This is a genomic window from Methylophaga frappieri (assembly GCF_000260965.1).
Classification (GTDB): domain Bacteria; phylum Pseudomonadota; class Gammaproteobacteria; order Nitrosococcales; family Methylophagaceae; genus Methylophaga; species Methylophaga frappieri.
In genome coordinates this window covers 473,884-498,478 of sequence record NC_017856.1, presented here as the reverse complement: position 1 = coordinate 498,478, position 24,595 = coordinate 473,884, and the positions used below count along the sequence as shown (strand labels likewise).

General features: G+C 47.1%; 23 protein-coding genes. 21 read left to right on the top strand and 2 right to left on the bottom strand.

Annotated features, from left to right (window positions below):
- Window positions 1-29: 29 nt before the first annotated feature.
- Window positions 30-281: a helix-turn-helix domain-containing protein gene (locus Q7C_RS02285; RefSeq protein WP_000451746.1), complete on the bottom strand. Its 252-nt coding sequence runs from the start codon at window positions 279-281 to the stop codon at window positions 30-32.
- Between the two features lie 117 nt (window positions 282-398).
- On the opposite strand from Q7C_RS02285, the gene Q7C_RS02280 reads away from it, so the two are divergent.
- From Q7C_RS02280 to Q7C_RS02265, 4 genes are all read left to right on the top strand, one after another.
- On the top strand, window positions 399-1,046 hold the full coding sequence (locus Q7C_RS02280) for a LexA family protein (protein ID WP_000854920.1): 648 nt from the start codon (window positions 399-401) through the stop codon (window positions 1,044-1,046).
- A 256-nt stretch (window positions 1,047-1,302) separates the two neighbouring features.
- Window positions 1,303-2,883 (top strand): peptide chain release factor 3, encoded by a 1,581-nt coding sequence (locus tag Q7C_RS02275; protein WP_014703097.1) that lies wholly within the window; start codon window positions 1,303-1,305, stop codon window positions 2,881-2,883.
- A gap of 286 nt (window positions 2,884-3,169) precedes the next feature.
- On the top strand, window positions 3,170-5,470 hold the full coding sequence (locus Q7C_RS02270; protein ID WP_014703096.1) for an FdhF/YdeP family oxidoreductase: 2,301 nt from the start codon (window positions 3,170-3,172) through the stop codon (window positions 5,468-5,470).
- Window positions 5,471-5,578: 108 nt separating this feature from the next.
- Window positions 5,579-6,031: a CBS domain-containing protein gene (locus Q7C_RS02265; protein WP_014703095.1), complete on the top strand. Its 453-nt coding sequence runs from the start codon at window positions 5,579-5,581 to the stop codon at window positions 6,029-6,031.
- Between the two features lie 3 nt (window positions 6,032-6,034).
- Here Q7C_RS02265 and Q7C_RS02260 read toward each other — a convergent pair whose 3' ends face one another.
- Window positions 6,035-6,328 (bottom strand): DUF3579 domain-containing protein, encoded by a 294-nt coding sequence (locus tag Q7C_RS02260; protein ID WP_014703094.1) that lies wholly within the window; start codon window positions 6,326-6,328, stop codon window positions 6,035-6,037.
- Window positions 6,329-6,500: 172 nt separating this feature from the next.
- Here Q7C_RS02260 and ileS point away from each other — a divergent pair, with 172 nt between their 5' ends.
- The 17 genes from ileS to Q7C_RS02180 all read left to right on the top strand — a co-directional run bounded on the left by ileS (window position 6,501) and on the right by Q7C_RS02180 (window position 24,585).
- Window positions 6,501-9,287: an isoleucine--tRNA ligase gene (gene ileS / locus Q7C_RS02255; RefSeq protein WP_041366405.1), complete on the top strand. Its 2,787-nt coding sequence runs from the start codon at window positions 6,501-6,503 to the stop codon at window positions 9,285-9,287.
- Between the two features lie 6 nt (window positions 9,288-9,293).
- The gene (lspA, locus tag Q7C_RS02250) at window positions 9,294-9,761 is read left to right on the top strand and encodes a signal peptidase II (protein ID WP_014703092.1); all 468 of its coding nucleotides are present in this window, start codon (window positions 9,294-9,296) and stop codon (window positions 9,759-9,761) included.
- Entirely contained in the window at window positions 9,758-10,852 is a 1,095-nt protein-coding gene (hisC, locus tag Q7C_RS02245; RefSeq protein WP_014703091.1) for a histidinol-phosphate transaminase, read from the top strand. The genes lspA and hisC overlap by 4 nt, the downstream gene beginning before the upstream one ends.
- On the top strand, window positions 10,845-11,732 hold the full coding sequence (locus tag Q7C_RS02240) for a prephenate dehydrogenase (protein ID WP_014703090.1): 888 nt from the start codon (window positions 10,845-10,847) through the stop codon (window positions 11,730-11,732). Before hisC ends, Q7C_RS02240 begins: the two co-directional genes overlap by 8 nt.
- 17 nt (window positions 11,733-11,749) lie before the next feature.
- A complete protein-coding gene (gene aroA, locus Q7C_RS02235) occupies window positions 11,750-13,069 on the top strand; it encodes a 3-phosphoshikimate 1-carboxyvinyltransferase (protein WP_014703089.1) in 1,320 nt (439 codons plus the stop codon).
- The gene (gene cmk, locus Q7C_RS02230) at window positions 13,062-13,727 is read left to right on the top strand and encodes a (d)CMP kinase (RefSeq protein WP_014703088.1); all 666 of its coding nucleotides are present in this window, start codon (window positions 13,062-13,064) and stop codon (window positions 13,725-13,727) included. Before aroA ends, cmk begins: the two co-directional genes overlap by 8 nt.
- A gap of 118 nt (window positions 13,728-13,845) precedes the next feature.
- Window positions 13,846-15,519, top strand: coding sequence for a 30S ribosomal protein S1 (gene rpsA, locus Q7C_RS02225; RefSeq protein WP_014703087.1), 1,674 nt, complete (start codon window positions 13,846-13,848; stop codon window positions 15,517-15,519).
- Window positions 15,520-15,637: 118 nt separating this feature from the next.
- Window positions 15,638-15,931: an integration host factor subunit beta gene (locus Q7C_RS02220; RefSeq protein WP_014703086.1), complete on the top strand. Its 294-nt coding sequence runs from the start codon at window positions 15,638-15,640 to the stop codon at window positions 15,929-15,931.
- 3 nt (window positions 15,932-15,934) lie between these two features.
- Window positions 15,935-16,339, top strand: a complete 405-nt coding sequence (locus Q7C_RS02215) for an Mth938-like domain-containing protein (RefSeq protein WP_014703085.1) — start codon at window positions 15,935-15,937, stop codon at window positions 16,337-16,339.
- A gap of 318 nt (window positions 16,340-16,657) precedes the next feature.
- Window positions 16,658-18,082 (top strand): cytochrome-c oxidase, cbb3-type subunit I, encoded by a 1,425-nt coding sequence (gene ccoN, locus Q7C_RS02210; RefSeq protein ID WP_014703084.1) that lies wholly within the window; start codon window positions 16,658-16,660, stop codon window positions 18,080-18,082.
- A 10-nt stretch (window positions 18,083-18,092) separates the two neighbouring features.
- Complete coding sequence (gene ccoO, locus Q7C_RS02205; protein ID WP_014703083.1) at window positions 18,093-18,770, top strand: cytochrome-c oxidase, cbb3-type subunit II; 678 nt, start codon at window positions 18,093-18,095, stop codon at window positions 18,768-18,770.
- The gene (locus Q7C_RS02200) at window positions 18,763-18,975 is read left to right on the top strand and encodes a cbb3-type cytochrome c oxidase subunit 3 (protein WP_014703082.1); all 213 of its coding nucleotides are present in this window, start codon (window positions 18,763-18,765) and stop codon (window positions 18,973-18,975) included. The genes ccoO and Q7C_RS02200 overlap by 8 nt, the downstream gene beginning before the upstream one ends.
- Window positions 18,968-19,894, top strand: a complete 927-nt coding sequence (gene ccoP, locus Q7C_RS02195; RefSeq protein WP_014703081.1) for a cytochrome-c oxidase, cbb3-type subunit III — start codon at window positions 18,968-18,970, stop codon at window positions 19,892-19,894. The genes Q7C_RS02200 and ccoP overlap by 8 nt, the downstream gene beginning before the upstream one ends.
- A 44-nt stretch (window positions 19,895-19,938) precedes the next feature.
- Window positions 19,939-20,061, top strand: a complete 123-nt coding sequence (locus Q7C_RS13975) for a hypothetical protein (protein ID WP_014703080.1) — start codon at window positions 19,939-19,941, stop codon at window positions 20,059-20,061.
- A gap of 132 nt (window positions 20,062-20,193) precedes the next feature.
- Window positions 20,194-21,615, top strand: a complete 1,422-nt coding sequence (gene ccoG / locus Q7C_RS02190) for a cytochrome c oxidase accessory protein CcoG (RefSeq protein WP_014703078.1) — start codon at window positions 20,194-20,196, stop codon at window positions 21,613-21,615.
- A complete protein-coding gene (locus Q7C_RS02185) occupies window positions 21,615-22,118 on the top strand; it encodes a FixH family protein (protein ID WP_014703077.1) in 504 nt (167 codons plus the stop codon). Before ccoG ends, Q7C_RS02185 begins: the two co-directional genes overlap by 1 nt.
- A 19-nt stretch (window positions 22,119-22,137) precedes the next feature.
- Window positions 22,138-24,585: a heavy metal translocating P-type ATPase gene (locus Q7C_RS02180; RefSeq protein ID WP_014703076.1), complete on the top strand. Its 2,448-nt coding sequence runs from the start codon at window positions 22,138-22,140 to the stop codon at window positions 24,583-24,585.
- Window positions 24,586-24,595: the final 10 nt, after the last annotated feature.

The window sequence follows — 24,595 nt, the reverse complement described above, 5'->3', positions numbered from 1 at the left end:
AAAATGCTGACCATTATTTGCCCTTAATCCTACTGGTTACTGGCTTTCAGCTCGCTTGGGCATTCGGGATAGATGTCCGGTCTTAACTGAGATCGGGTTACCTGTCCTTGCGTAGCTTGTTCGATGGGTAAAACGAATTCAGCGGGAACACGCCCTGATTTATTCAACCAAAACCAGACGTTTTGCTGTTTTGAGTTGATGGCTCTTGCTAATGCTGATTGCCCGCCGACCAAGTCAATGGCACGGCGGAGATGTTTTTGTGTCGTGTTGAACACTTCCATACCGTCTCCTGTTACAATAATAACTGTTACAAGATTGAATGTTACAGTTTAAACTGTAGATAAGTCAACAGTTAAAATTGTTGAAAGACTACAGTTTTATTTGTAGAATGCGGGCTTATGAAAACTTTATCCGAACGACTAAACCATGCCTTGCAGCTTACTGGGGTAACTCAGTCTGAGTTGGCTCGTCGCATTGGTATCAAACAGCAGTCGATCAGCCAGATTTGCTCTGGTAAATCGGCTAGGTCTCGTTACACCATGCAGATCGCGGAGGCGCTTCGCGTGAATGCTCATTGGCTCGCCACAGGTGATGGCGAGATTGGCTTGGGGGTCGGTAATGTAGAAGTCGGGCCTGATATTAAGGGAAGAATTCCTCTCATTAACTGGGTTCAGGCCGGTGATTGGACTGAAATAGCGGAGGGATTTGCCCATGAAGATGCTGAGGAGTGGCGTGAAGTCACTGGGAAAGCACATGAGGGTTGTTTCGCACTTCGCGTAAAAGGCGACAGTATGGAAAATCCAAGCGGAAAAAAATCCATACCTGAGGGGGCAGTGATCGTTGTTGATCCTGAGTTACCTTACTCTTCAGGTTCATTGGTTGTTGCGCGTTTGGATGATTCGAAAGAAGCAACCTTTAAGCAGTTGGTTATTGATGGTGAACAGAAGTATCTAAAACCTTTGAACCCGCAATACCCTGCAATACCGATCAACGGCAACTGCACCATCATCGGTGTAGTACGACAAGCTATCATCGATTTCTGGTAGCGAAGGAATTTGTGGTTTAGCCACAGTTGTTCATGAGCTGAAGAAGCAACGATTGCAAACAGCTACAACTGAGCATTGGCGCACGCTGAGAGCAAATGGTAACCGATTAGATAACCATTGATTGTTTATAAAGTCAAGATCAGCGAAAATAGCGGCCAATTACGATTAACACGACGGATTTGACAAGCGAAGAACTGAAAAGAGAGTACTTCCAAAAGTGTGTACAAATCCGTGTACAAACTAAAAGAATTTATACATGGCAAACCAAGATTTTCTCAATGAAATCAATAAGCGAAGGACCTTTGCTATCATCTCGCACCCGGATGCGGGTAAAACGACCCTGACCGAAAAACTGCTGTATTTTGGTGGCGCGATTCAGATGGCGGGTAGCGTTAAGTCACGCAAAACCGACAAGCATGCGACCTCTGACTGGATGGAAATGGAGAAGGAGCGCGGCATTTCGGTGACCTCCTCGGTGATGCAGTTCCCTTATCGAGACCGTATCGTCAACCTGCTTGATACACCGGGTCACGCCGACTTCTCGGAAGATACCTACCGTACTTTAACGGCCGTCGATTCGGCGTTAATGGTTATCGACAGTGCCAAGGGCGTTGAGGAACGCACCATCAAACTGATGGAGGTCTGCCGTCTTCGTGATACCCCGATTCTGACCTTCATCAATAAGCTCGACCGTGAAGGTCGTGAGCCAATTGAACTACTCGATGAAGTTGAAACCATTCTTAATATTCAATGTGCACCAATCACTTGGCCGATTGGTATGGGCAAAGGATTTAAAGGTATTTTCCATCTGTTGAATGACAGCGTGCATTTGTTTCAGCCGCATACGAAAGAAGCGGGTGAGATTATTCAGGGCCTAGATAATCCGCGTCTCGACGAATTGTTTGGCCCAATGGCTGGCGATTTGCGCGAAGAAATTGAACTGGTGCGTGGTGCCAGCCATGAGTTTGATTTGGATGAATTTTTGGCGGGCAAACTGACGCCGGTTTTTTTCGGTTCTGCGATGAATAACTTCGGTATTACCGAGTTGATGGACTCATTTGTTGAGTACGCACCAGCGCCTCAGCCCCGCGAAACTAAAACGCGTGAAGTCAGCGCACAGGAAGAAAAATTCAGTGGTTTTGTGTTTAAGATTCAAGCCAATATGGATCCGAAACACCGTGATCGGATCGCTTTTTTACGGGTCTGTAGCGGCCAGTACAGTAAAGGGATGAAACTATTTCAATCCCGAACGAGTAAAGAGGTAACCATTGCCAATGCCGTGACGTTTATGGCGGCTGAACGGGAACAAGCTGAAGTGGCTTGGCCAGGCGATATTTTAGGCCTGCATAATCACGGCACAATTCAAATTGGTGATACTTTTACTCAGGGTGAAGATCTGCAATTTACCGGTATTCCTTACTTTGCGCCTGAGCTGTTTCGTCGTGTCAGATTGAAAGATCCCCTCAAAAACAAAGCCTTGTTAAAAGGCTTGCAACAGCTTAGCGAAGAAGGGGCGACGCAACTATTCCGACCATTAGATAATAATGATTTGATATTAGGTGCCGTTGGTGTCTTGCAGTTCGATGTGGTCGTGCATCGACTCAAGGGAGAATACAACGTCGAGTGTGCCTACGAGCCAGTGCAAGTGCATACCGCGCGCTGGGTGTACTGTGATGATGTAAAAAAATTAGAGGAGTTTAAACGTAAAGCTTCTCAAAACCTGGCTTGGGATGGTGCCGAAAATCTCACTTACATTGCGCCAACGCGGGTTAATTTGGATTTAACGATGGAACGTTGGCCGGATATTGAATTTCGTGCAACGCGTGAGCACTTATAGCAACTTGGCCTATGCTTGAAGACAAGTTTTGCGCTAACTGCTTTAACAATGAAATAAAACTGGGCTTGAATGCAACTAACTGGAAAATATATAATTTGTCCTAGATCGCAACGATCAGAAGGATGTTAAAAATGCGAGTCGCGGCATTTTTTCATCATGCACAACCGCCGTTCTGATCTCACTGACTGTCAGCGAGAGAATCCAGCTTTAAAATACAGCAACTTGGGTTGCTGCCGCTTTTTCGTAAAGCTGGTTGATATTGATTTCATCGTCGTGGAGACATTTCTTGAGTCATTACAAGCCTTATACCGGGCCAGCCGCAGGCTGGGGAGCATTGGTCAGTGTGACCAAAAGCTGGTTAGGTAGCCGCAATGCGGTTGCCAATATCAAGGCCATGCTCAAAACCAATCAGGATCACGGTCTGGACTGTCCCGGCTGTGCGTGGGGTGAAACCCCTGAAAAAGGCATGATTAAGTTTTGCGAAAATGGTGCCAAAGCCGTTAATTGGGAAGCGACCGGTCGTCGCGTCGATCCGGCTTTTTTTGAAAAACATGCCGTTGCTGAATTATTGACGCATGATGATTATTGGCTTGAGTCGCAGGGTAGAATTACCCACCCAATGCGCTATGACGCAAAATCTGATCGATATAAACCCATTACTTGGCCGGCCGCGTTTGAAATAGTCGCATCGCATTTAAAGGCAATGAATTCACCTGATGAGGCTGAGTTCTATACCTCTGGCCGGGCAAGTAATGAAGCGGCTTTTTTGTACCAGCTGTTTGTTCGCGCCCTGGGTACGAACAATTTCCCTGACTGTTCTAATATGTGCCATGAAGCCAGTGGTATTGGGATGTCGGAGTCGATCGGTGTTGGTAAAGGCACAGTCCGGTTTGAAGACTTCGCCAAAGCTGATGCTATTTTTGTTATTGGACAAAACCCGGGTACCAATCATCCACGCATGCTCGAACCATTGCGAGAAGCGGTGCATCGTGGGGCGCAGGTGATTTGTTTTAACCCGTTGAAAGAACGTGGTCTGGAACGATTTCAGCATCCGCAAAGCCCGCTGGAAATGTTAAAAAATGATTCCGAACCAACCAATACAGCCTATTTTAGGCCGGCCCTGGGCGGCGATATGGCGGCAATTCGAGGCATGGCCAAGTTTCTATGGCAATGGGAGCAGGCTTCGCTTAAAAATAATACGCCGGCGGTATTTGACCGCGAATTCATCGCTACCCATACCCATGGTATAGATGATTATCTGGAACAATTGGATAACACGTCTTGGCAACACATCGAATCACAGTCTGGTTTAAGTCTGGCCGAGATTGAAATGGCGGCAAACATGTATCGCAAGGCAGATAGCGTCATCATGTGCTGGGCAATGGGGGTGACACAGCATGTGCATTCTGTTGCGACCATTCAGGAAATTATCAGTTTGCAATTATTGCGAGGCAATGTCGGTAAACCCGGTGCTGGTTTGTCTCCGGTACGTGGTCATAGTAATGTGCAAGGTGACCGCACCATGGGCATTGATGAACAACCGCCCAAACAATTACTTGATGCGCTTGAGGCACGATTTAAGTTTAATGTGCCGCGTGCCCATGGCCATACGACCGTTAAAGCCATCGAGGCAATGGAGCATGGCAAAACCAAAGTCTTTGTTGGTTTAGGGGGCAACTTTGTGCAAGCCGCACCGGACACGCCACGCACCCATGCGGCAATGCAAAATTGTGATTTAACCGTCCAAATTTCCACCAAGCTAAATCGCAGTCATCTGATTACCGGCAAAGACGCATTGATTTTGCCTTGCCTTGGTCGCACTGAAATGGATGCCCAGCAGTCCGGCAAACAAGGTGTTACCGTCGAAGATACTTTCAGTATGGTGCATATTTCCTACGGTCAATTGAAACCTTTCTCGCCTTTACTGAAATCCGAGTCGGCCATTATTGCTGGAATCGCACACGCTACGCTGGGTAACCATCCCGTCGACTGGCAATGGCTGATTGCGGATTATGATCGTATTCGTCAATTAATTGCCGAAACGATTCCGGGCTTTACCGATTTTAATAATAAGATTGCAAACCCTGGCGGATTTTATCTGGGTAATCCGGCGGCAGAGCGTCAATGGCTTACTGAATCAGGTAAAGCGCAGTTTATGAAACATGCGTTGCCGGAATCCCTGATTCATCCTGAATTGACTGCGGCGGACCAACAGCCAGATCTCATCTTGCAAACCATGCGCTCTCATGATCAGTACAACACGACGGTTTATAGTCTGAATGACCGCTACCGAGGCGTTTATGGTATGCGTGATGTCATTTTTATTAACGAAGCTGATCTAAAACGTTTGGGTATTGAGCATGGCGAAAAAGTAGACATTGTGTCGCTGTGGCATGATGGCAAAACGCGCCGTGTATCAGGATTTACCGCGTTAAGTTTTGATGTGCCTGCAGGTCAGGCGGCAGCATACTACCCTGAAACAAATCCGTTGGTACCACTAGAAAGCTATGGTGACAGGACCTTTACACCCACCTCAAAATTTGTAGCGATACGACTGGAAAAAAGGACGGCACAAACGGCGGCATAATAATGGACAACAGGTGAAATAACCTGCCGATAATGGTTTTGCAAATCACTTGCAGGCCTGCACGTAGTCAAGCAAAATAGCATTGACGCAGGTCAGCGGAGAGACAGCATGAAAGTCAGATCCATTACCAAAAATAAAGGCAAGCCAGTGATTGGCTTGTTACCCACTGACTCGTTAGACAAAGCCGTCAACCTTATGATGGAGCACCGAATTGGTTCTTTGGTTGTGACCCATAATGGTGCTTTGGTCGGTATTTTGTCGGAACGAGATTTGTTACGGGTGTTGCATCAAAAACATGCAATGTGGCAACCACTCACCGCCAAAGATGCGATGACACCGGATCCGTATACCTGTGAACCAGATGATACGCTTGAAGCCTGTATGAATCTGATGGTCGAACACAATATTCGCCATTTGCCTGTGGTGTATCAAGGCCGCCTGGAAGGCATGCTCTCCATCACGGATATTGTTGAAGAGCTGCTAAAGAAAGCCAAGTTTGAGAATAAACTCTTGAAAAACTACATTCAAAACTGGCCGGATGCCGAACACCAAGATAACTGAAAGTTATTGTGGTGGGGTTGTTTGCCAATTAACGCGCTCTGTTTGCAACTGATTTTCTTTGGCAAAGTCCAGTAAAAACTCGAACAACATTTCATCTTTTTGCTCGAGCAAGGCGTCGATGACAACACATTTAACGCCTTCCAGGTTGGCCATTCTGACGTGAGGGTGAAAAATAATGCGTCTTCCCGGTCCATAACTGGCAACAGCGCCACACAGGCGCTCTGCCCAATCGCTTGGGCGAAATTTACTGCCATCTTCGGTAAGACCTTTGATCAAGACTTTTTCGGTTGCGGTCATTGCAACTTGGCTCTTTCACTTCTTTGAGGAGTTTGTTTTAGTCATATTCTACTGCAAGTTAATGAAGCAAATCCAAAAAAATCCTGCGAAGAAAAGCCGTCAATCGCTTTCAGGTCGGGAGCAAAAACCCGTATAATCGCCTCCTTTATGTATTTATCATACGAGCTTTTTTGTGGCTGACTACAAACAGACTTTAAATCTTCCAGCAACCGATTTCCCGATGAAAGCGGGATTACCTAATCGTGAACCGCAAATTTTGCAGCGCTGGCAGGATCAAAACCTCTATCAACAACTACGAGAAAAGGGTAAGTCAGCGCCGAATGGTAAATTTATTCTGCATGATGGACCGCCCTACGCAAATGGGGATATCCACATTGGTCATGCCGTCAATAAAATTCTCAAGGATATGATTCTCAAGTCAAAAACCTTGAGTGGTTATGACACGCCTTATGTACCAGGCTGGGATTGTCATGGTTTGCCGATTGAGCTCAACGTTGAGAAAAAAGTTGGCAAACCCGGCGTAAAAGTGACACCGGCTGAGTTTCGTCAGGCATGTCGTGATTATGCGGCGAAACAAGTCAACGGTCAGCGAGAAGACTTTAAACGTCTCGGTGTATTGGCCGATTGGGATAATCCGTATCTCACGATGGACTTTGCTTTTGAGGCCGATATTATTCGGACTTTGGGCAATATCATTGCTAATGACCACTTACATAAAGGCGTCAAGCCCGTTCACTGGTGTGTCGATTGTGGTTCTGCGTTGGCAGAAGCGGAAGTCGAATATGAAGATAAACGTTCTTCTGCTATTGATGTGCGTTTTAAGGTGGCTGATCAAGCTGCATTTGATGCCGTTTGTGCTAATGAGGGGGCTGGGGAGACCAGTCTCGTTATCTGGACCACAACGCCTTGGACCTTACCGGCCAATCAGGCTGTCTGTTTGCATCCTGAACTGGACTACGTGTTGCTACAGTGTGGTCAAGAAAGGTTACTGCTTGCCGAAGCGCTTTATGAAACCGCATTGCAACGTTATCAACTGAGTGGCGAAATTATTGCTCGCGTGAAAGGGGCTGCGTTAGAAGGCCTGACATTAAATCATCCATTTTACTCACGCCAAGTGCCGGTGATTTTAGGAGACCATGTCACCACAGAGGCCGGTACCGGAGCCGTGCATACCGCACCAGGACACGGTCAGGATGACTACATTGTCGGTATCAAATATGGCTTAAAAGTTGACAACCCTGTCGGTGGCAATGGGGTCTTTTTGCCTGATACGCCTTTGTTCGCGGGGCAATCCGTGTTTAAAGCCAATCCACAGGTGATTGAAACGTTGCAACAGCATGACGCGTTGTTATGTCACGTTGAGATCGAGCACAGCTATCCACATTGCTGGCGCCATAAAACCCCGATTATTTTTCGCGCGACGCCACAATGGTTTATTAGCATGGATCAGAATGGTCTGCGCCAAGCTGCGATGCAGGAAATTGAACAAACAGATTGGTTACCGGACTGGGGTCAGAAACGTATTGAAAATATGGTCTCTGGACGGCCGGACTGGTGTATTTCCCGGCAACGAACCTGGGGGGTACCGATTCCCTTATTTGTCCATCAACAAACAGGAGAATTACACCCAAATACGGCGGCATTAATTGAGCAGGTGGCAGTTGCGGTTGAGCAAAAAGGTATTGATGCTTGGTTTGAGTTGTCTGCCGAAAGTTTGATTGGCGATGATGCAAATGATTACGACAAAGTCACTGATACGCTTGATGTCTGGTTCGATTCAGGCGTCACTCATGCCTGTGTCTTGGATAGACGAGAACAGTTAACGCGACCAGCAGATTTGTATCTTGAAGGCAGTGATCAACATCGTGGCTGGTTTCAATCTTCGTTGCTGACTTCTGTTGCCGCAACAGGTAAGGCACCATACAAATCGGTATTGACGCATGGCTTTACCGTGGATGCGCACGGCAAAAAAATGTCGAAGTCTAAAGGCAATGTCGTGGCACCGCAGCAGGTGGTGAATAATTTAGGCGCAGATATTATTCGTCTTTGGGTGGCGGCGACCGACTACAGTGCAGAAATGACGGTGTCTGACGAAATCCTGAAACGGACAGCCGATTCGTATCGGCGAATTCGTAATACAGCCCGCTATCTGCTATCAAATCTGAATGATTTTGATCCGGAGACCAATTTGGTTCAGGCGACAGAGCTGTTGCCTTTAGATCGATGGATTCTGGACCGGGCCTATCAGGTACAAACGGAAGTGAAAACGGCTTACGAAAACTATCAGTTCCACCAGATCTATCAGAAAGTTCATAATTTCTGTGCCAATGAATTGGGTAGTGCCTATCTGGATATCACCAAGGATAGGCAATACACCATGCCGGCCAACAGCCTTGGTCGACGCTCATCGCAAACGGCGATGTATCATGTTTTGGAAGCGTTAGTTCGCTGGATTGCGCCGATTCTGACTTTTACCGCGGATGAATTATGGTCGTTTATTCCGGGTAAGCGGAATGATTCTGTATTGCTAAATGTATGGTATGACGGGCTAATAGAGCTTGATGCTGCAGCAACAATGACGAGAAGTCACTGGGCAACGCTTTTCCGCTATCGTGACACCATTGCGCGAGAGGTCGAGGCTGCAAGAAATGACGGTCTAATCAAAGGTGGCTTGACGGCTGAGCTGGAAATTCAGGCAGATGAAACGACTGAAATTTATCACGCAATGGCGGCTGCGGGGGAAGAGTTAAAATTTCTTTTAATCAGTTCTAAAGTAACGTTGCATGCTATGCCAGCAGAAACACCGTTTTCTGTTGTTGTGAAGCCCTCACCGCATGCGCGATGCGAACGTTGCTGGCACCAAACGTCGGATGTCGGTAGTCATGCGAGTTATCCGGATCTTTGTGATCGCTGTGTCAGTAATGCTTATGGCGCTGGTGAAAAGCGACAGTTTGCCTGATCGATTATGTTGAAATATCTCTGGTTAAGCTTAACAGTCTTCATTATTGACCAAATCAGTAAGACAGTGATGGTTAATTGGCTTTCGTTGTATGAAACAGTTCCAGTAATGCCGTTTTTTAACTTGACGCTAGCCCATAATACCGGTGCAGCCTTTAGCTTTCTGGCTGGGGCAGGCGGCTGGCAGCGCTGGTTTTTTGTTGTGCTGGCGGTATTGGTTTCGCTGGTATTGGCAGTGTGGATGCGGCGCTTGTCATCAGCCGATAAAGTCGAAGCAATATCTTTGGCTTTAATTATTGGTGGCGCGATTGGTAATGTCATGGATCGTCTTGTTTATGGCTACGTGGTTGATTTTCTTGATGTATACGTTGGTACCTATCATTGGCCAGCATTTAATATCGCGGATTCGGCAATTTGCATTGGGGCGATACTCTTAATCATGGACAGTTTTCGTAAACCGGCGGTTAAGCGATGAATTTTCATGACTTGGCGAATCCAAATCTAGCCGACTTGCAGCCTTATGTGCCCGGTAAGCCCATTGCCGAATTACAAAGACAATATGGGTTAAAGCAGATTATCAAACTGGCCTCCAACGAGAGTCCGCTCGGGCCATCAACCGCAGTGCAAGCGGCCATTGCGATGGCAGTTCAAGACTCAACACTGTATCCCGATGGCAATGGTTATCTGCTTAAACAGGCCTTGTCGGAAAGGTTTGATCTCGCACCGGATCAGATTACGTTGGGAAACGGTAGTAATGATGTGCTTGAATTGATTGCACGGTGTTTTGCTGGTCCCGAAGACGCCGTCATGTTTTCTGAGCATGCCTTTGCCGTTTACCCGATCGCCACAAAAGCAATTGGTGCCACTGCCATCGAAGTGCCTGCACAAGCCTATGGTCATGATCTATCCGCGATGCGTGATGCGGTGACGGACAAGACCAAGCTGATTTTTATTGCCAACCCCAATAATCCAACTGGCACTGTTGTGTCTCACGCAGCACTTAAGGCCTTTCTAATGGCTTTGCCTTCTCAAGTTATGGTTGTATTGGATGAGGCCTATCTTGAGTATCATGATAATCCTGAAAACACGTTAACTTGGCTGGCAGATTTTCCAAATCTTATTATCTGTCGCACTTTTTCTAAAGCGTATGGATTAGCTGGCTTACGTGTCGGCTATGCCATATCCCATCCCGAGGTTGCTGATTTATTAAATCGACTGCGCCAACCCTTTAATGTCAATAGCCTGGCCTTGGCGGCAGCCGTTGCGGCATTGGGCGATGAAGACTATTTAACACGGGCCAGATCGGTGAATAAAGCAGGTATGCAGCAGTATGAGCAAGGCTTGCGAGAAATGGGGTTGGCTTTTATTCCATCCAAAGGTAATTTTATTTGTGTTGATGTCGGCAGAGCGGCCGGGCCAGTCTATGAGGGCTTGCTAAAAGAGGGCATCATTGTTCGTCCGGTGGCTGGTTATGGCTTACCAAATCATCTCAGAATAAGTATTGGCCTTGAACAGGACAATGCATACTGTCTGTCTGGTTTGGCAAAGGTGCTTGCAGATGATTAAGCGGTTGGCGGTGATTGGCGTAGGCTTGATTGGCGGTTCACTGGCACTGGCGTTGAAAAAAAACGGTCAGGTAGCGCAGGTGATTGGTTATGCGCGATCTGAAGCTGTCCGGCATGAAGCCTTGCAATTAGGCATTATTGATGAAGCGGCTGCAAGCATTGCAGATGCCGTGCAGCAAGCAGATATGGTCTTCGTCGCCGTGCCCATGGGCGCCATGGCTGCTGTCTTGGCTGAACTTGCTCCGTATGTCAATGAAAAGACCATTATTACTGATGGCGGCAGCGCCAAGCAGCAAGTGATTGAGGCGGCAAAAGCGAGTCTGGGGTCATTGTTTCCGAACTTCGTACCTGGCCACCCGATTGCCGGCACTGAAAAAAGTGGGCCATCTGCCGCGTTTGCCGAGTTATATGAAGCACACCGAGTTGTCCTGACCCCAACGAGCGAAACACGTCATGATGCGTTGGAACAGGTTCAGCAGATGTGGCAACAAGTTGGTGCGGATGTGTTTGTTATGGACGCTGAGCAGCATGATGTGGTTTTAGCAGCAACCAGTCATTTACCACATGTTCTCGCATTTAACTTGGTGGGCATGCTGGCGCAACGTGATGATTGCGAAGCGGTATTGCGTTATGCAGCGGGGGGCTTTAGGGATTTTTCCAGAATCGCTTCCAGCGATGCCATCATGTGGCGCGACATCTGTTTGGGAAATCGTGAAGCGGTGTTGGATCTTTTGCAACAATATCGAGCAGGACTGGCACAGATTGAAGCTGCGATTCGTACTGGTGATGGCGATTATTTGAGCACTTTTTTTAATCAGGCCAAGCAGGCCCGAGACAGCCGGTTTGCAGAACCTGGCTTGACCGATAACAGCGAAGTCTAGTGGAGTCATAGCGCACTGTGAGTAATCAAGAAAATTTGACCTATGTTGTTCAACCAGGTGGTCGGTTGAGTGGCAATATTCGTGTGCCTGGAGATAAATCGATTTCACATCGAACGATTATGCTCGGCTCATTGGCCGAGGGGGTAACCACGGTTTCAGGTTTTCTGGAAGGTGAGGATGCATTGGCAACCTTAGCGGTGTTTCGTGCGATGGGCGTGACCATTGACGGACCGAATAATGGCAATCTTATTATCCACGGTGTTGGCATGCATGGCCTCAAGGCGCCTGAAAAAACACTCAATGTGGGCAACTCCGGCACATCTATTCGGTTACTAAGTGGTTTACTGTCGGGACAGTCTTTTACAGTCACGATGGAAGGCGACGCTTCTTTAGCAAAACGGCCGATGCAGCGGGTAACAGAACCGCTGATGGCGATGGGGGCCCGTATTCAGTCAAAAGAGGGTAAACCACCGTTGACGATTCATGGTGGCCATCAGCTGAACGGGATAAATTACACATTGCCAATGGCGAGTGCGCAGGTGAAATCCTGCTTGTTACTGGCGGGTATGTATGCCAGCGGTGAAACCTGTATTACCGAACCGGCACCAACGCGTGACCATACAGAGCGGATGCTGAATGGCATGGGCTACCCTGTCAGTGTTGAGGCAAACCAGATTCGTATTCAGGGTGGCGGCAAGTTGTATGCAATTAACATCGATGTGCCAGCCGATATATCTTCAGCCACCTTTTTCATGGTGGGCGCTGCCATCACCCCTGGTTCAGATGTGACACTTGAACATGTGGGTATGAATCCGACACGTACCGGCGTGATTACGATTCTGCAACAAATGGGCGCGGAGATTACGATACAAAATGAACGTCTCACGGGGGGGGAACCGGTAGCCGATATCCGGGTTCGCTATCAACCTTTAACAGGCATCCATATTCCAGAAGATCAGGTGCCGTTGGCTATCGACGAATTTCCGGCATTGTTTATTGCGGCAGCATCGGCGGATGGCGAGACAGTATTAACAGGTGCCGAAGAGTTACGGGTTAAAGAAAGTGATCGGATTCAGGTCATGGCCGATGGATTACAAGCCTTGGGTATCACAGCGATACCAACGGCAGACGGCATGAAAATCCATGGCGGCAAGTTTGCTGGCGGAGTAGTCGATAGTCACGGTGATCATCGTATTGCCATGTCTTTTGCCATGGCGGCCTTGATTGCCAATGACACAATTATAATTAACGACTGCGCTAATGTGGCAACGTCATTTCCTGGTTTTGTGACGCTGGCAAAAGCTGCGGGTGTCCGTATTGAGTCCACGAATGGCTGAGTTGATTCCAGTTCTCACTATTGATGGGCCAAGTGGTTCTGGCAAAGGCACATTAGCGCAACGCATAGCTAAAACGCTGGGATGGCACTATCTTGACAGTGGCGCCTTATATCGAGTTTTGGCCCAGGCAGCATTACAAAAAGACCTGGATTTAAACTCAGAAAAGGCTTTAGCTGACTTGGCGTTAACGTTACCAGTGTGGTTTTCGGTTGCGGAAGACGGCTTGCGCGTCTGGTTGGATGCGCTGGATGTTTCAGACATCATTCGTAGCGAGCAAGTTGGGAACGCAGCCTCTAAAGTTGCTGCCTTAGCCAGTGTTCGTCAGGCATTGTTGCAACGTCAACGTGATTTTCGCCAATTGCCGGGACTGGTAACCGATGGTCGGGATATGGGCACGGTGGTTTTTCCCGATGCGACGTACAAGGTTTATTTGACCGCCAGTGCCGAAGTGCGTGCGGAGCGGCGTCATAAGCAGTTGAAAGAAAAAGGAATTGATAGTAACCTTGCCGATCTGATAGTAGAAATCACCGAGCGTGATGAGCGAGACCAGCGACGGCAGATAGCGCCACTCAAGGCAGCTGAAGATGCGTTGGTTCTCGATTCAACCCAGCTTGGTGCAGATGCTGTATTTAAACAAATCAGTGCTTTCATTAGCTGATTTATTTTAGGTGCTTAACTGAGTCACAGTTAAGTTTTTTTAATATTCCTGTCTAAGTTTGACAGGAACAACGGGTGATTCCATCACATTTAATGATGGGGTCAAGGATGTCATTATAATGAGCGAAAGCTTTGCAGAACTCTTTGAAGAGAGTCTAAACGCAACACCAATGCAACCAGGCAAGATCGTCACCGGTACGGTCGTCAATGTTGGCCCTGATGTCGTCATGGTAAACGCAGGTCTTAAGTCCGAAGGGGCAATTCCAGTTTCTGAGTTTTTGAATGAAAAAGGCGAAGTGGCCGTTTCAGTCGGTGACTTGGTCGATGTATCACTGGAATCACTGGAAGACGGTTTTGGTGCAACCCAACTTTCTCGTGAAAAAGCGAAAGCTGCCGAGGCTTGGGTTCGACTTGAACACGCCTATGAAGCAAACGAAACGGTTACCGGCCATATTTCTGGCAAGGTAAAAGGTGGCTTCACTGTCGACTTGGAAAACATTCGTGCTTTCTTACCAGGTTCACTGGTCGATGTTCGACCTATTCGGGATACTGCCCACCTTGAAAATAAAGAGCTGGAATTCAAGCTCATTAAACTGGATCGTCCACGTAATAATATTGTTGTTTCACGTCGCGCCATTCTTGAGAAAGAAAACAGTGCTGAACGTGAGGCACTGCTGGAAACCCTGGAAGAGGGCAAAACAGTTAAGGGTATCGTTAAGAACCTGACTGACTACGGTGCCTTTGTTGATCTGGGTGGCATTGATGGTTTGTTGCATATCACAGATATGGCATGGAAACGTGTTAAGCATCCTTCTGAAGTCGTGGCTATTGGCGATGAAATTGAAGTTCAGGTGCTGAAATTTGATAAAGAACGTGAGCGTGTCTCGCTGGGTCTGAAACAAATGGGTGACGATCCTTGGAAAGACATTGCACGTCGTTATCCAAACAGCACCCGTATCCACGGTAAAGTCACTAACATTGCAGACTACGGTTGCTTTGTTGAAATCGAAGATGGCGTTGAAGGTTTGGTTCACATGTCTGAAATGGATTGGACCAACAAAAATATTCATCCTTCTAAATTGGTGACTTTGGGTGATGAAGTCGAAGTGATGGTGCTGGATATTGACGCAGAACGTCGTCGAATTTCACTGGGTATTAAGCAGTGCCAGCAAAATCCTTGGGAAGAATTCGCCATGTCACACAACAAAGGTGACAAAGTCAGTGGTGCCATTAAGTCAATTACTGATTTTGGTATCTTCATCGGACTGGATGGCGGCATTGATGGTCTGATCCACCTGTCTGACATCTCTTGGGAAGAAGATAACGAAGAACTGATTCGTGACTTCAAGAAAGGCGATGATGTTGAAGCGGTTGTGCTGGCCATTGATCCAGAACGTGAGCGGATTTCATTGGGTATCAAGCAATTGCAGGATGATCCATTCTCGGCTTACTTGTCAGAAAATCCACGTGGCGCAATTGTCACCGGTAAAGTTACCGCCGTTGATGCCAAAGGCGCAACAGTGGAACTGGCAGAAGGGGTTGAAGGTTATATCCGTGCAGCAGATATTGCGCGTGAACGTGTTGAAGATGCGAGTAAACTGCTAAGCATCGGCGATGATGTTGAAGCGAAATTTACCGGTATGTCACGGAAAGATCGCACGTTGAACTTGTCAATCAAAGCGAAAGACGATCAAGAAGAGTCTGACGCGGTGAAAGAATACAGCAACGTGTCATCTGGCAATACGACGCTGGGTGATTTGCTTAAAGAGCAAATGGATCAAAAAGACAGCTAAAACTGTCACAGGGACAGGCATCCGAATTCGGATGCCTGTTTTTTTTGCAGTACCGAAATTGCTGCAATGAACGATAAGCCATTTGATGGTTTTTATTTTGCCGGGATAAAAGAGACACATGACCAAGTCTGATTTGATAGAAATCCTATCCGAAAAACAATCTCTATTAAATTACCGCGATGTAGAGCTGGCCGTAAAATTGATTTTGGAACAAATGAGCGACAGTTTATCTCAAGGTGACCGAATCGAAATTCGTGGTTTTGGTAGCTTTACCCTGCATCACCGGCCACCGCGGATGGGACGCAATCCCAAAAGTGGTGAATCTGTCTCGCTTGACGAAAAATTTGTACCACACTTCAAGCCGGGCAAAGAACTCCGTGATCGCGTTAATGTTGCCGCGGGTTTCGATTAATAGATGAAAATAAGTCAGGAAACCCTCACCGGTTTATTGCAAATTCGTGATTATGGTGATGGTTTTCTGATGATTCAGACCGCTGAAGGTCGCAGCGAAAAACTGACCGGTTCTGTTTTACTTTCCAACGCAGGCATCCAGTCTGCACCTAGCTTGAAAGCGCCCAATAGAATGGGCGTTACGTCGTTGCTTTCCCAACACGTTTTTGATGTCTTGATTGTTGTCACGCCAACTGGTGCCAGCGAACAAAACTGGCAATTGCAAACCGTGTTTGCCAGTGCGGGTATCGTCGCAGAGTTTATGCCGATGGGTCCGGCTTGTCGAACCTTTAATTTAATTCAAAGCGAAGGGCGTGCGCCCTTGTTGTGGGCTGAATTAAACAACGGCTTGCGGCCTAATTTAGAATGATTCTTAACTAGCAAATTCTAAATAAGATTAGAGTTTACATTCAAGTAATTGATTTTATTTGTTTTTAGTCATTATTTAAAATAGTGACGCCGTAAATTTCTTGACCCCTCAATCCGAACTTAGGAAAATCTCGGTCGATTTTGACCTGGCTTTACATGGGCGATGTGACCAAAATTTGATATGGATCAGCATTCTGGGGAAACCCGTTCAGGTAATTTTCATGTAAAATTTCATAGTCTCTGATTAGTTGGCATGTTGCCATTCAGGACATACGACTTGCGTCGAGAGAGTAATCTAAAAATATAAGGTGTGATCGCCATGCAAGCGGAACAACAGCAATATAACTACGACATCGTCAAGTGGTTTGCCTATATGGCCTGCGTCTATCTGGTAATTGGGACCGGTATCGGCGTCTGGATAGCCTCTGAACTGGCTTGGCCAGTGCTTAATTTTGATAATCCATACATTTCCTTTGGTCGGCTAAGACCTCTGCATACAAATACCGTTATTTTTGCCTTCTGTGGCAGCACATTGATGGCAACAGCGTTTTATGTGGTGCAAAGAACCTGTGGTGTCAGGCTGTGGAGCGATAAACTTGCCTGGTTTAGTTTTTGGGGTTTAAACCTGTTGTGGATAGGTGCCTTGATTACCTTGCCATTAGGTATCACCCAATCTAAAGAATATGCGGAGTTGGAATGGCCACTTGATATTTTGTTAGCGGCGGTCTGGATTGCGTACATGTTCAATTTCATTATGACCATGTCAATTCGCAAAAACTCTCATATCTATGTTGCCAACTGGTTTTTCCTGGCAATGATGATCATGATCACCTACCTGCATGTGGTGAATAACCTCTCTATTCCAGTCAGCATGTGGAAATCTTATTCAATTTTCTCTGGTGTTCAGGATGCCATGATTCAATGGTGGTGGGGGCATAACGCAGTAGGCTTCTTGTTAACGGCGGGCTTTTTGGGAATTATGTATTACTTTGTTCCGAAACAAGCGAATCGTCCTATCTATTCCTACCGTCTGTCTGTAATTCACTTCTGGGCCTTGGTATTTGGCTACGTCTGGCTGGGTGCTCACCATTTGCAATACACCGCACTACCGGACTGGACTGGCTCATTGGGGGCCGCAATTTCGCTGGCAATGATTATCCCTTCCTGGGGCGGCGCCCTGAATGGCATGTTCACCTTGAGTGGTGCTTGGGATAAATTGCGTACGGACTATATTTTGCGTTTTCTGATTGTGTCACTGGCTTTCTATGCGATGTCTACTTTCGAAGGGCCTGTTATGGCCTCGAAAACAGTCAATGCACTGTCTCATTACACCGACTGGACCATTGGTCACGTCCATTCTGGTGCGCTTGGCTGGGTGGCAATGGTTTCTATTGGCGCTTTGTACCATATGGTGGAGCGTATGTGGGGCACACGCATGTATTCTGTACGTCTTGTCAATCTGCATTTTTGGATGGCAACAATCGGCACCGCAGTGTACATAACGGCGATGTGGGTAGCCGGTATTATGCAGGGGCTAATGTGGCGTGCTTATGATGAATACGGCAATCTCGCTTATACCTTCGTTGAATCAGTAGCCCAGATGCATCCTTACTACGCGATGCGTGCTGTAGGTGGTTTCATCTTCTTCTCAGGAGCCGTGATCATGCTGTTCAATGTCACTGTGACCATTCGTCAGGCGATTAGAAAACCGTCTGCAGAAATGGCAACGGCTGCGAATATCTGAGGGAACTGGAATGGCTAAAAAATTAAATAAACGTGTCAGCTTTCAGGAATGGGTTGAACAAAATGTCTGGGGGCTGGTCTTGGCTACAGCCCTAGTTGTGTCTGTCGGCGGCATTGTTGAGATTGTGCCGTTGTTTTATCTGGATACTACATTTGAGGATGATGTGTTTCCAGAGTATGAAGAGTTAAAAGGTGTTCGACCTTATACCGCTTTGGAATTGGCTGGCCGTGATATCTATCAGCGAGAAGGCTGCTATTTGTGCCATTCGCAAATGGTGCGACCATTCCGAGACGAGAAAGATCGCTACGGTCATTACTCACTCGCGGTAGAGTCCAAGTATGACCATCCTTTCCAGTGGGGCTCAAAACGGACTGGACCTGATTTAGCTCGGGTTGGCGGGAAATATTCTGATGCCTGGCACATTCAACATTTACGCAACCCGCGTAGTGTCGTGCCTGAATCAATCATGCCGAATTATCCTTGGTTAGATGATGCGTTGGTGAATCCTGATGATGTTGAAAAACGGGTTCGAGCAATGCGCGTCTTGGGTGTGCCTTATTCTGATGAAGATATTTTGGGTGCCGCTGAGTCTGTTGAGGATAAAACTGAGATGGAAGCGTTGGTTGCTTATCTTCAAGTCCTTGGCACCATGGTGAAGTTTGAACCGGGCAGAGATTACCGTGAGTGAGATTTTATCTTACTTTGAGACCAACTGGCATGCAATGACGGTAAATGACTGGATCGGTACTATTCTGACAGTCATCATCTTTCTATTGATGCTGGGGTTGTATATCTGGGTTCTGCGCCCGAAAAATAAAGAAAAAATCGAGTCGCATCGCAATATGTTGTTTGACGAGGACGGCGAGAGAAATTCGGAGAGTAAAAATGGCTGATAATAACCAAAATCCGCATGAGTGTCCGGATACAGGTCATGAGTGGGATGGTATTCGAGAGCTGACCAATCCGCCGCCACGCTGGTGGTCAATAGCACTTTATCTCAGTGGCCTATTGGTGCTGGTCTATTTTATTTTGTATCCCTCTTTGCCTTTGATAAATGACAGCACCAAAGGAATATTGGGCTGGACCATGATTAAAGAGTACAAAGAAGATCTGGCTAAAGTTGAAGCCCGTCGCGCACCCTTCGAAGACAAATTGGCCGAAATGTCTGCACAAGAAATTCTGGAAGATGAAGAGTTGAGAAACTATGCCATTGGATCCAGTAAAGTTTTGTACGGCGATAATTGCGCTGCATGCCATGGAACAGGTGGTATTCCGAACGAAGGGGCCGGCTATCCGATTTTGGCTGATGATGATTGGCTATATGGCGGTAGCATTGAAACGATAATGGAAACATTGGCTTCAGGCCGTCAAGGGATGATGCCTGCACACCGGGCAATGTTGACAGATGAGGAAGTGGATGGTCTTGTTCAGTTTGTCGTTAATAGCTCAAATGGTGAGGCCACAGAAGCCGGTTGGCAGCTCTATAACAGCAAAGGCTGCGTAGCCTGCCATGGTGCAGATGCCAAAGGGGTGCGACAAATGGGGTCGGCAAATTTGACAGATCGAATCTGGCGATTCTCGGGAGAACCTGACGAAATTCGCCATACCATCCTACATGGTGTGAATGATGCAAGTAACCCTGAAACACGTGTTGCCGTTATGCCTGGATGGAATGAAAAATTGGCCGTTAAGCTAGATGCGCAAAAGTGGGATGAAGAGCCGGAGTATGACGGCACAGAAACAGAACGATTGTCAGAAACGGATATTAAGAAACTGGCGGTCTACGTTCATCAATTAGGTGGCGGTGAATAAGACGCTGTCAGCAGCGTCTTATCAAAAGTGTAGGAGAGAAAATTATGGCAGCAGATGCAGTTGTTATTGGTGCGATCGTATCCGTTGTATTGACGATAGCAGTTATTGGTGTGATCGCCTATAAAGTCATCAAAAATATGGATGAAAACAATTCGGATAACCACTAAATTTAAATAGTGGGTTCAAGGAAGAAACCGACTTGGCCGTCGGTTTTTTTCGTTATGAATCTGGTAACAGTAAGGCCGATAAAACTGATCCTGTGTGATAAAATAAAGCAGGTGTAACGCTGAGGTGACTGAGTGTCCCAACAACAAAACGGCATTGCCGTAGATATTTCACAAATCTACGAAGAGGTCTCAGACTGGCATGTCAATGCTGGTGAAAAAAAGGTCGTTGCTAAACGCATGGATGGCCGGTATCGCCGGCTTAAATGGTTTGGTATGTCTGTGTGGCTGGTATTTTTCTTGGGACCATACTTACGCTGGAATGGTCAGCAAGCCGTATTATTTGATATTCCTAATCGGCAGTTTAATTTTTTTAATCTGACCATTTACCCTCAAGATATCTGGATGCTATCGCTGACCCTGCTGTTTTTTGCCATTTTGCTGGCAGCAGTGACCAGCATTGCTGGGCGAGTTTTTTGTGGATATTTTTGTTTTCAAACGGTCTGGACAGACGTTTATACCTACATCGAGACCCGAATCGAAGGGGATACCCCGCAAAAAGCCAAAAAATTCAAAGATCGCCCTGCTGATTTTCATAAGGTGAGTCGAATCACCCTCAAACACACATTATGGCTGGCTATTGCTTTGCTGACGGGCTTATCTTTCTCTGCTTGGTTTACAGACGCTTATCAGCTTTGGCGTGATTACTTTACGCTGCAAGCATCGCTTGTTGCATGGATTGTATTGGCTATGTTCACAGTAGGGACATATATTTTTGCCGGATTTATGCGCGAACAGGTTTGTTTTTGGTTATGCCCTTATGCCCGATTGCAGGGCGTCATGTATGACCAGGATACCGTGTTGCCTGCCTATGATGCTGAGCGGGGTGAGCCGAGAGGCAAATTAAAGCGTGGTCAGGTTGATGACAGTAAAGGCAGTTGCATTGACTGTAAGGTCTGTGTAGCGGTTTGTCCTACTGGTGTAGATATCCGTAAAGGTCAGCAGGAAGGCTGCATTACTTGCGGCATGTGTATCGATGCTTGTGATTCGATCATGGATAAAACCAATCAGCCGCGTGGCTTGATTCGCTATGCTTCTTATAAAGAGTTGCATCACAATGGTAAATCGCTGCCATTATTTAAACGCCCCCGGGTTATTATTTATGGCCTGATATTGTTAATGGCGCTTGGCGGGGTTGTTTACGGGTACACTACGCTGTCGCCGACAGAGTTCAAAGTGACCCACAATCGACAACCACTCTTTGTCAGACTGAGTGATGGCGCGATTCAGAATCGATATATGCTGAAAATGCTCAACAAAACCAAGCAACCAATCCAAGTGCGTTATACCGTGAGTGGCATTGATGGCGCTGAGTTGCATGATATGGCAGAGCCCATCGAGATCAGGCCCGGCCATGTTGTGCCGATACAGGCTTTGGTCAGAGTGCCGGAATCTCAATTGACAGAGACGGCGCTACCCTTATTTTTTGAAGCGGAAGTGATTGGCCAGCCTGCACTAAACAGTCGTGATAAAACCGTATTTATGGGACCGCAATAATGGCAATATCGCAACATAACCCTCAAGCTTTAAAAAATCCGTGGGTATTGGGTTTTTTAGGATTTTTAGTCACCTTCTTAACAGCCAATGCCGTGTTTATTTATTTGGCTTTTCAACAACGGCCTAATCTGGTTGTAGATAATTTTTATGAACGCGGTAAAGCCTACGCGATGAAAGAAGCCGCAGTTGAAAATGAGCAAACTTTAGGTTGGAATGGCGTGATTATGGCACCCGCTAAAACGCGGGTAAATCAAAAGCAACCATTTGAAGTATTGATTCAAGGAAAAAATTCTACGGCGTTGAATCTGGATTCGGTAACTTTTTTTGCTTATAGACCTTCAGATATGAACGCCGACTTTTCCATTGCTATGAACCAAATGGCGGCCGGTCGTTATGCTGCTGACATCACATTTAGTCTACCGGGTAATTGGGATGTGATTGTGGAAGCAAAACAGGGTGAAGATGAATTCTTGCTAACTCGACGAATTTATATCGACCCCTGATTAATCAGAGAAAAGACTCTTGCCTGAAGCGACAGCCAAAGCCGCAAAACCGGTCTGTTATCATTGTGCCTCGCCGGTATCTGATTCTGAAGCCATTTTTGCCGAAATAGATGGTGAGCAGCAGATGTTCTGCTGTCATGGCTGCAAAAGTGTCTGTCAAACAATTTTTTCTGCAGGGTTGCAAGGTTTTTATCAAAAAACCACCCCGGATGAGACCTTGGCGCCTCCGCCAACCCAGCATACTGAGTTTGAAGCTTATGATCAGGAGGCAATTCAGGACGACTATGTGACATCGCATGGCAGTCAGCGCGAAATCCATTTGTTAATCGAAGGCATTCACTGTCCGGCCTGTATTTGGTTAATTGAGCAGACCTTGCATCATCAACCCGGGGTTATCCGTGCCGAGGCGAATTTTACGGCAAAAAAACTGCGTCTGAGTTGGGATAGTCAAAGAACGACCTTGTCGGCCATTCTCAAACGGCTAGCTTCGGTCGGTTATGCCGGTGTCCCGTTTGATCCCGAAACTGCGGAGGGGGCCTTAGCAAGACGTCATCGAGATTTACTTTATCGAATGGCCTTTGCCGGCTTTTGTATGATGAATATTCTCTGGGTGTCAATTGCGTTGTACGCTGGCGCTGCAGAAGATGAGTTTCGTAACTGGTTTCACTGGATTGGTTTTGGGCTGGCGACGCCCACCTTGTTGTATTCGGGCTTTCCCTTTTTTCGTAATGCTTTTACCGGGCTGAGAAATTGGCGATTAACGATGGATTTGCCCATTGCTATCGGGGCGACGGCGACTTACCTGTATTCGGTCTACATTACTGTGACGGGCTCAACGCAAGGCGAAGTTTTTTTTGACACCGTTGTTAACTTCATTTTTGTCATTCTAATAGGCCGATATTTACAAGCAATTTCTACCCGAAATGCGTTGTCGGCGACACGCAGATTGTTGACGCTGCAACCAAAAATGGCAACAGTCGTACATGGTGATGACACCAAACTGACCCCCATACGCCTGGTTTCTCCCGGTGATGTGGTTTTAGTCAGACCGGGCGAAACGGTTCCCGTGGATGGTGATGTGATTGCGGGAGACAGTGCGATCAATGAATCCATGCTTACAGGCGAATCGGCCCTGGTTGTTAAACAGGTGGGGGACCAGGTTGTTGCTGGCAGTCAAAATAGTGAAGGCGCACTTCATGTCAGGGCTCGTGCGGTGTTACGCGATACCGCACTTGCTCGTATCCTGGATTTGATGGAGGCAGCTCAATCGGATAAATCCGCATTGCAGTCCTTAGCAGATAGAATTGTGCCTTGGTTTGTACTAATCACATTATGTTTGGCAACCCTGACCTTTCTGAGCTGGTTGGGGCAGGACTTTGAAATTGCGCTGTTGGCCGCGGCTTCTGTACTAGTTGTCACCTGTCCTTGTGCTTTTGGTATGGCGACGCCTATGTCCATTGCGGTGGCAAGCGGTGTGGGCGCGCAGCGGGGTATTTTGGTAAAAAATGGTGCTGTTCTGGAAAAATTGTCAACGGTGAATCATGTGGTGTTCGATAAAACGGGAACGTTAACCACAGGTGAACTGACAATTCGTAAAATATTGCCTGCCAACGGCTATACAGACGAGCAAGTTTTACGCGTGGCTGCGTCGGTTGAACAGCTTTCAGAACACGCCGTAGCTCGCGCTGTAGTCAACCATAGCCAATCGCGGGGTCTAGAAATATGCTCGGTCACCGCATTTCGCGCGGTGCCAGGACGAGGTGTTAAAGCATTGCTGGATGGTCATGAGGTAGCGGTTGGGACAATGGCGTGGTTAGCCTCATTCATAAATGTCGATGATGTGTGGTACGCCGAATGTGAAGAGGCTGAAAAACAAGGCATTAGTTGTGTCCTTGTGGTGCAGCATAACACCATCATCGGTTTGCTTGGGGTAACGGATACCTTAAGAGAGGATGCCAGCCAAGCGATCGCAGCATTGCTCAATCAACATATTCAGGTGTCCGTGCTAAGTGGTGACAGATACGCAGTGGTAGCGGCGGTGGTAGCGCAACTAGGTGCGGTAAAGTGTATTGCTGAAGTACTGCCTGAGGATAAACAACAGAAAATCAGACAGTTACAACAACAAGGGCATACTGTGGCGATGGTTGGCGATGGTATTAATGATTCGCCAGCCTTGATTCAGGCCGATGTGGGTATTGCTGTTGCCGCGGGTACCGATGTTTCGATAGAAGCTGCAGATATCGTTTTGTCTCAGAACCGTCTTATGCAAGTCGTTGAAGCGCGGCGGTTGGCCGGTCATACGTTACGCACCATCAAACAGAATATTGTATTATCAATTATCTACAACCTCATCATGGTGCCACTGGCAATGATGGCGATGGTCAGCCCGCTAATGGCTGCAGTCACAATGCCAATAAGTTCGTTACTGGTTATTGGTAATGCTGCCCGAATTGGACGAGTGAAATAATGGGGGGAGC

Bases quoted from the DNA above. Each gene is read 5' to 3' on its own strand.
- Q7C_RS02275 (WP_014703097.1), top strand. From the start codon at position 1,303: ATGGCAAACCAAGATTTTCTCAATGAAATCAATAAGCGAAGGACCTTT.
- ccoN (WP_014703084.1), top strand. From the start codon at position 16,658: ATGCAAGCGGAACAACAGCAATATAACTACGACATCGTCAAGTGGTTT.
- Q7C_RS02260 (WP_014703094.1), bottom strand. From the start codon at position 6,328: ATGACCGCAACCGAAAAAGTCTTGATCAAAGGTCTTACCGAAGATGGC.
- Q7C_RS02185 (WP_014703077.1), top strand. From the start codon at position 21,615: ATGGCAATATCGCAACATAACCCTCAAGCTTTAAAAAATCCGTGGGTA.
- ccoO (WP_014703083.1), top strand. From the start codon at position 18,093: ATGGCTAAAAAATTAAATAAACGTGTCAGCTTTCAGGAATGGGTTGAA.
- Q7C_RS02285 (WP_000451746.1), bottom strand. From the start codon at position 281: ATGGAAGTGTTCAACACGACACAAAAACATCTCCGCCGTGCCATTGAC.
- Q7C_RS02265 (WP_014703095.1), top strand. From the start codon at position 5,579: ATGAAAGTCAGATCCATTACCAAAAATAAAGGCAAGCCAGTGATTGGC.
- ccoP (WP_014703081.1), top strand. From the start codon at position 18,968: ATGGCTGATAATAACCAAAATCCGCATGAGTGTCCGGATACAGGTCAT.
- Q7C_RS02240 (WP_014703090.1), top strand. From the start codon at position 10,845: ATGATTAAGCGGTTGGCGGTGATTGGCGTAGGCTTGATTGGCGGTTCA.
- Q7C_RS02215 (WP_014703085.1), top strand. From the start codon at position 15,935: ATGAAAATAAGTCAGGAAACCCTCACCGGTTTATTGCAAATTCGTGAT.
- Q7C_RS13975 (WP_014703080.1), top strand. From the start codon at position 19,939: ATGGCAGCAGATGCAGTTGTTATTGGTGCGATCGTATCCGTTGTATTG.
- Q7C_RS02220 (WP_014703086.1), top strand. From the start codon at position 15,638: ATGACCAAGTCTGATTTGATAGAAATCCTATCCGAAAAACAATCTCTA.
- lspA (WP_014703092.1), top strand. From the start codon at position 9,294: ATGTTGAAATATCTCTGGTTAAGCTTAACAGTCTTCATTATTGACCAA.
- hisC (WP_014703091.1), top strand. From the start codon at position 9,758: ATGAATTTTCATGACTTGGCGAATCCAAATCTAGCCGACTTGCAGCCT.
- Q7C_RS02280 (WP_000854920.1), top strand. From the start codon at position 399: ATGAAAACTTTATCCGAACGACTAAACCATGCCTTGCAGCTTACTGGG.
- rpsA (WP_014703087.1), top strand. From the start codon at position 13,846: ATGAGCGAAAGCTTTGCAGAACTCTTTGAAGAGAGTCTAAACGCAACA.
- cmk (WP_014703088.1), top strand. From the start codon at position 13,062: ATGGCTGAGTTGATTCCAGTTCTCACTATTGATGGGCCAAGTGGTTCT.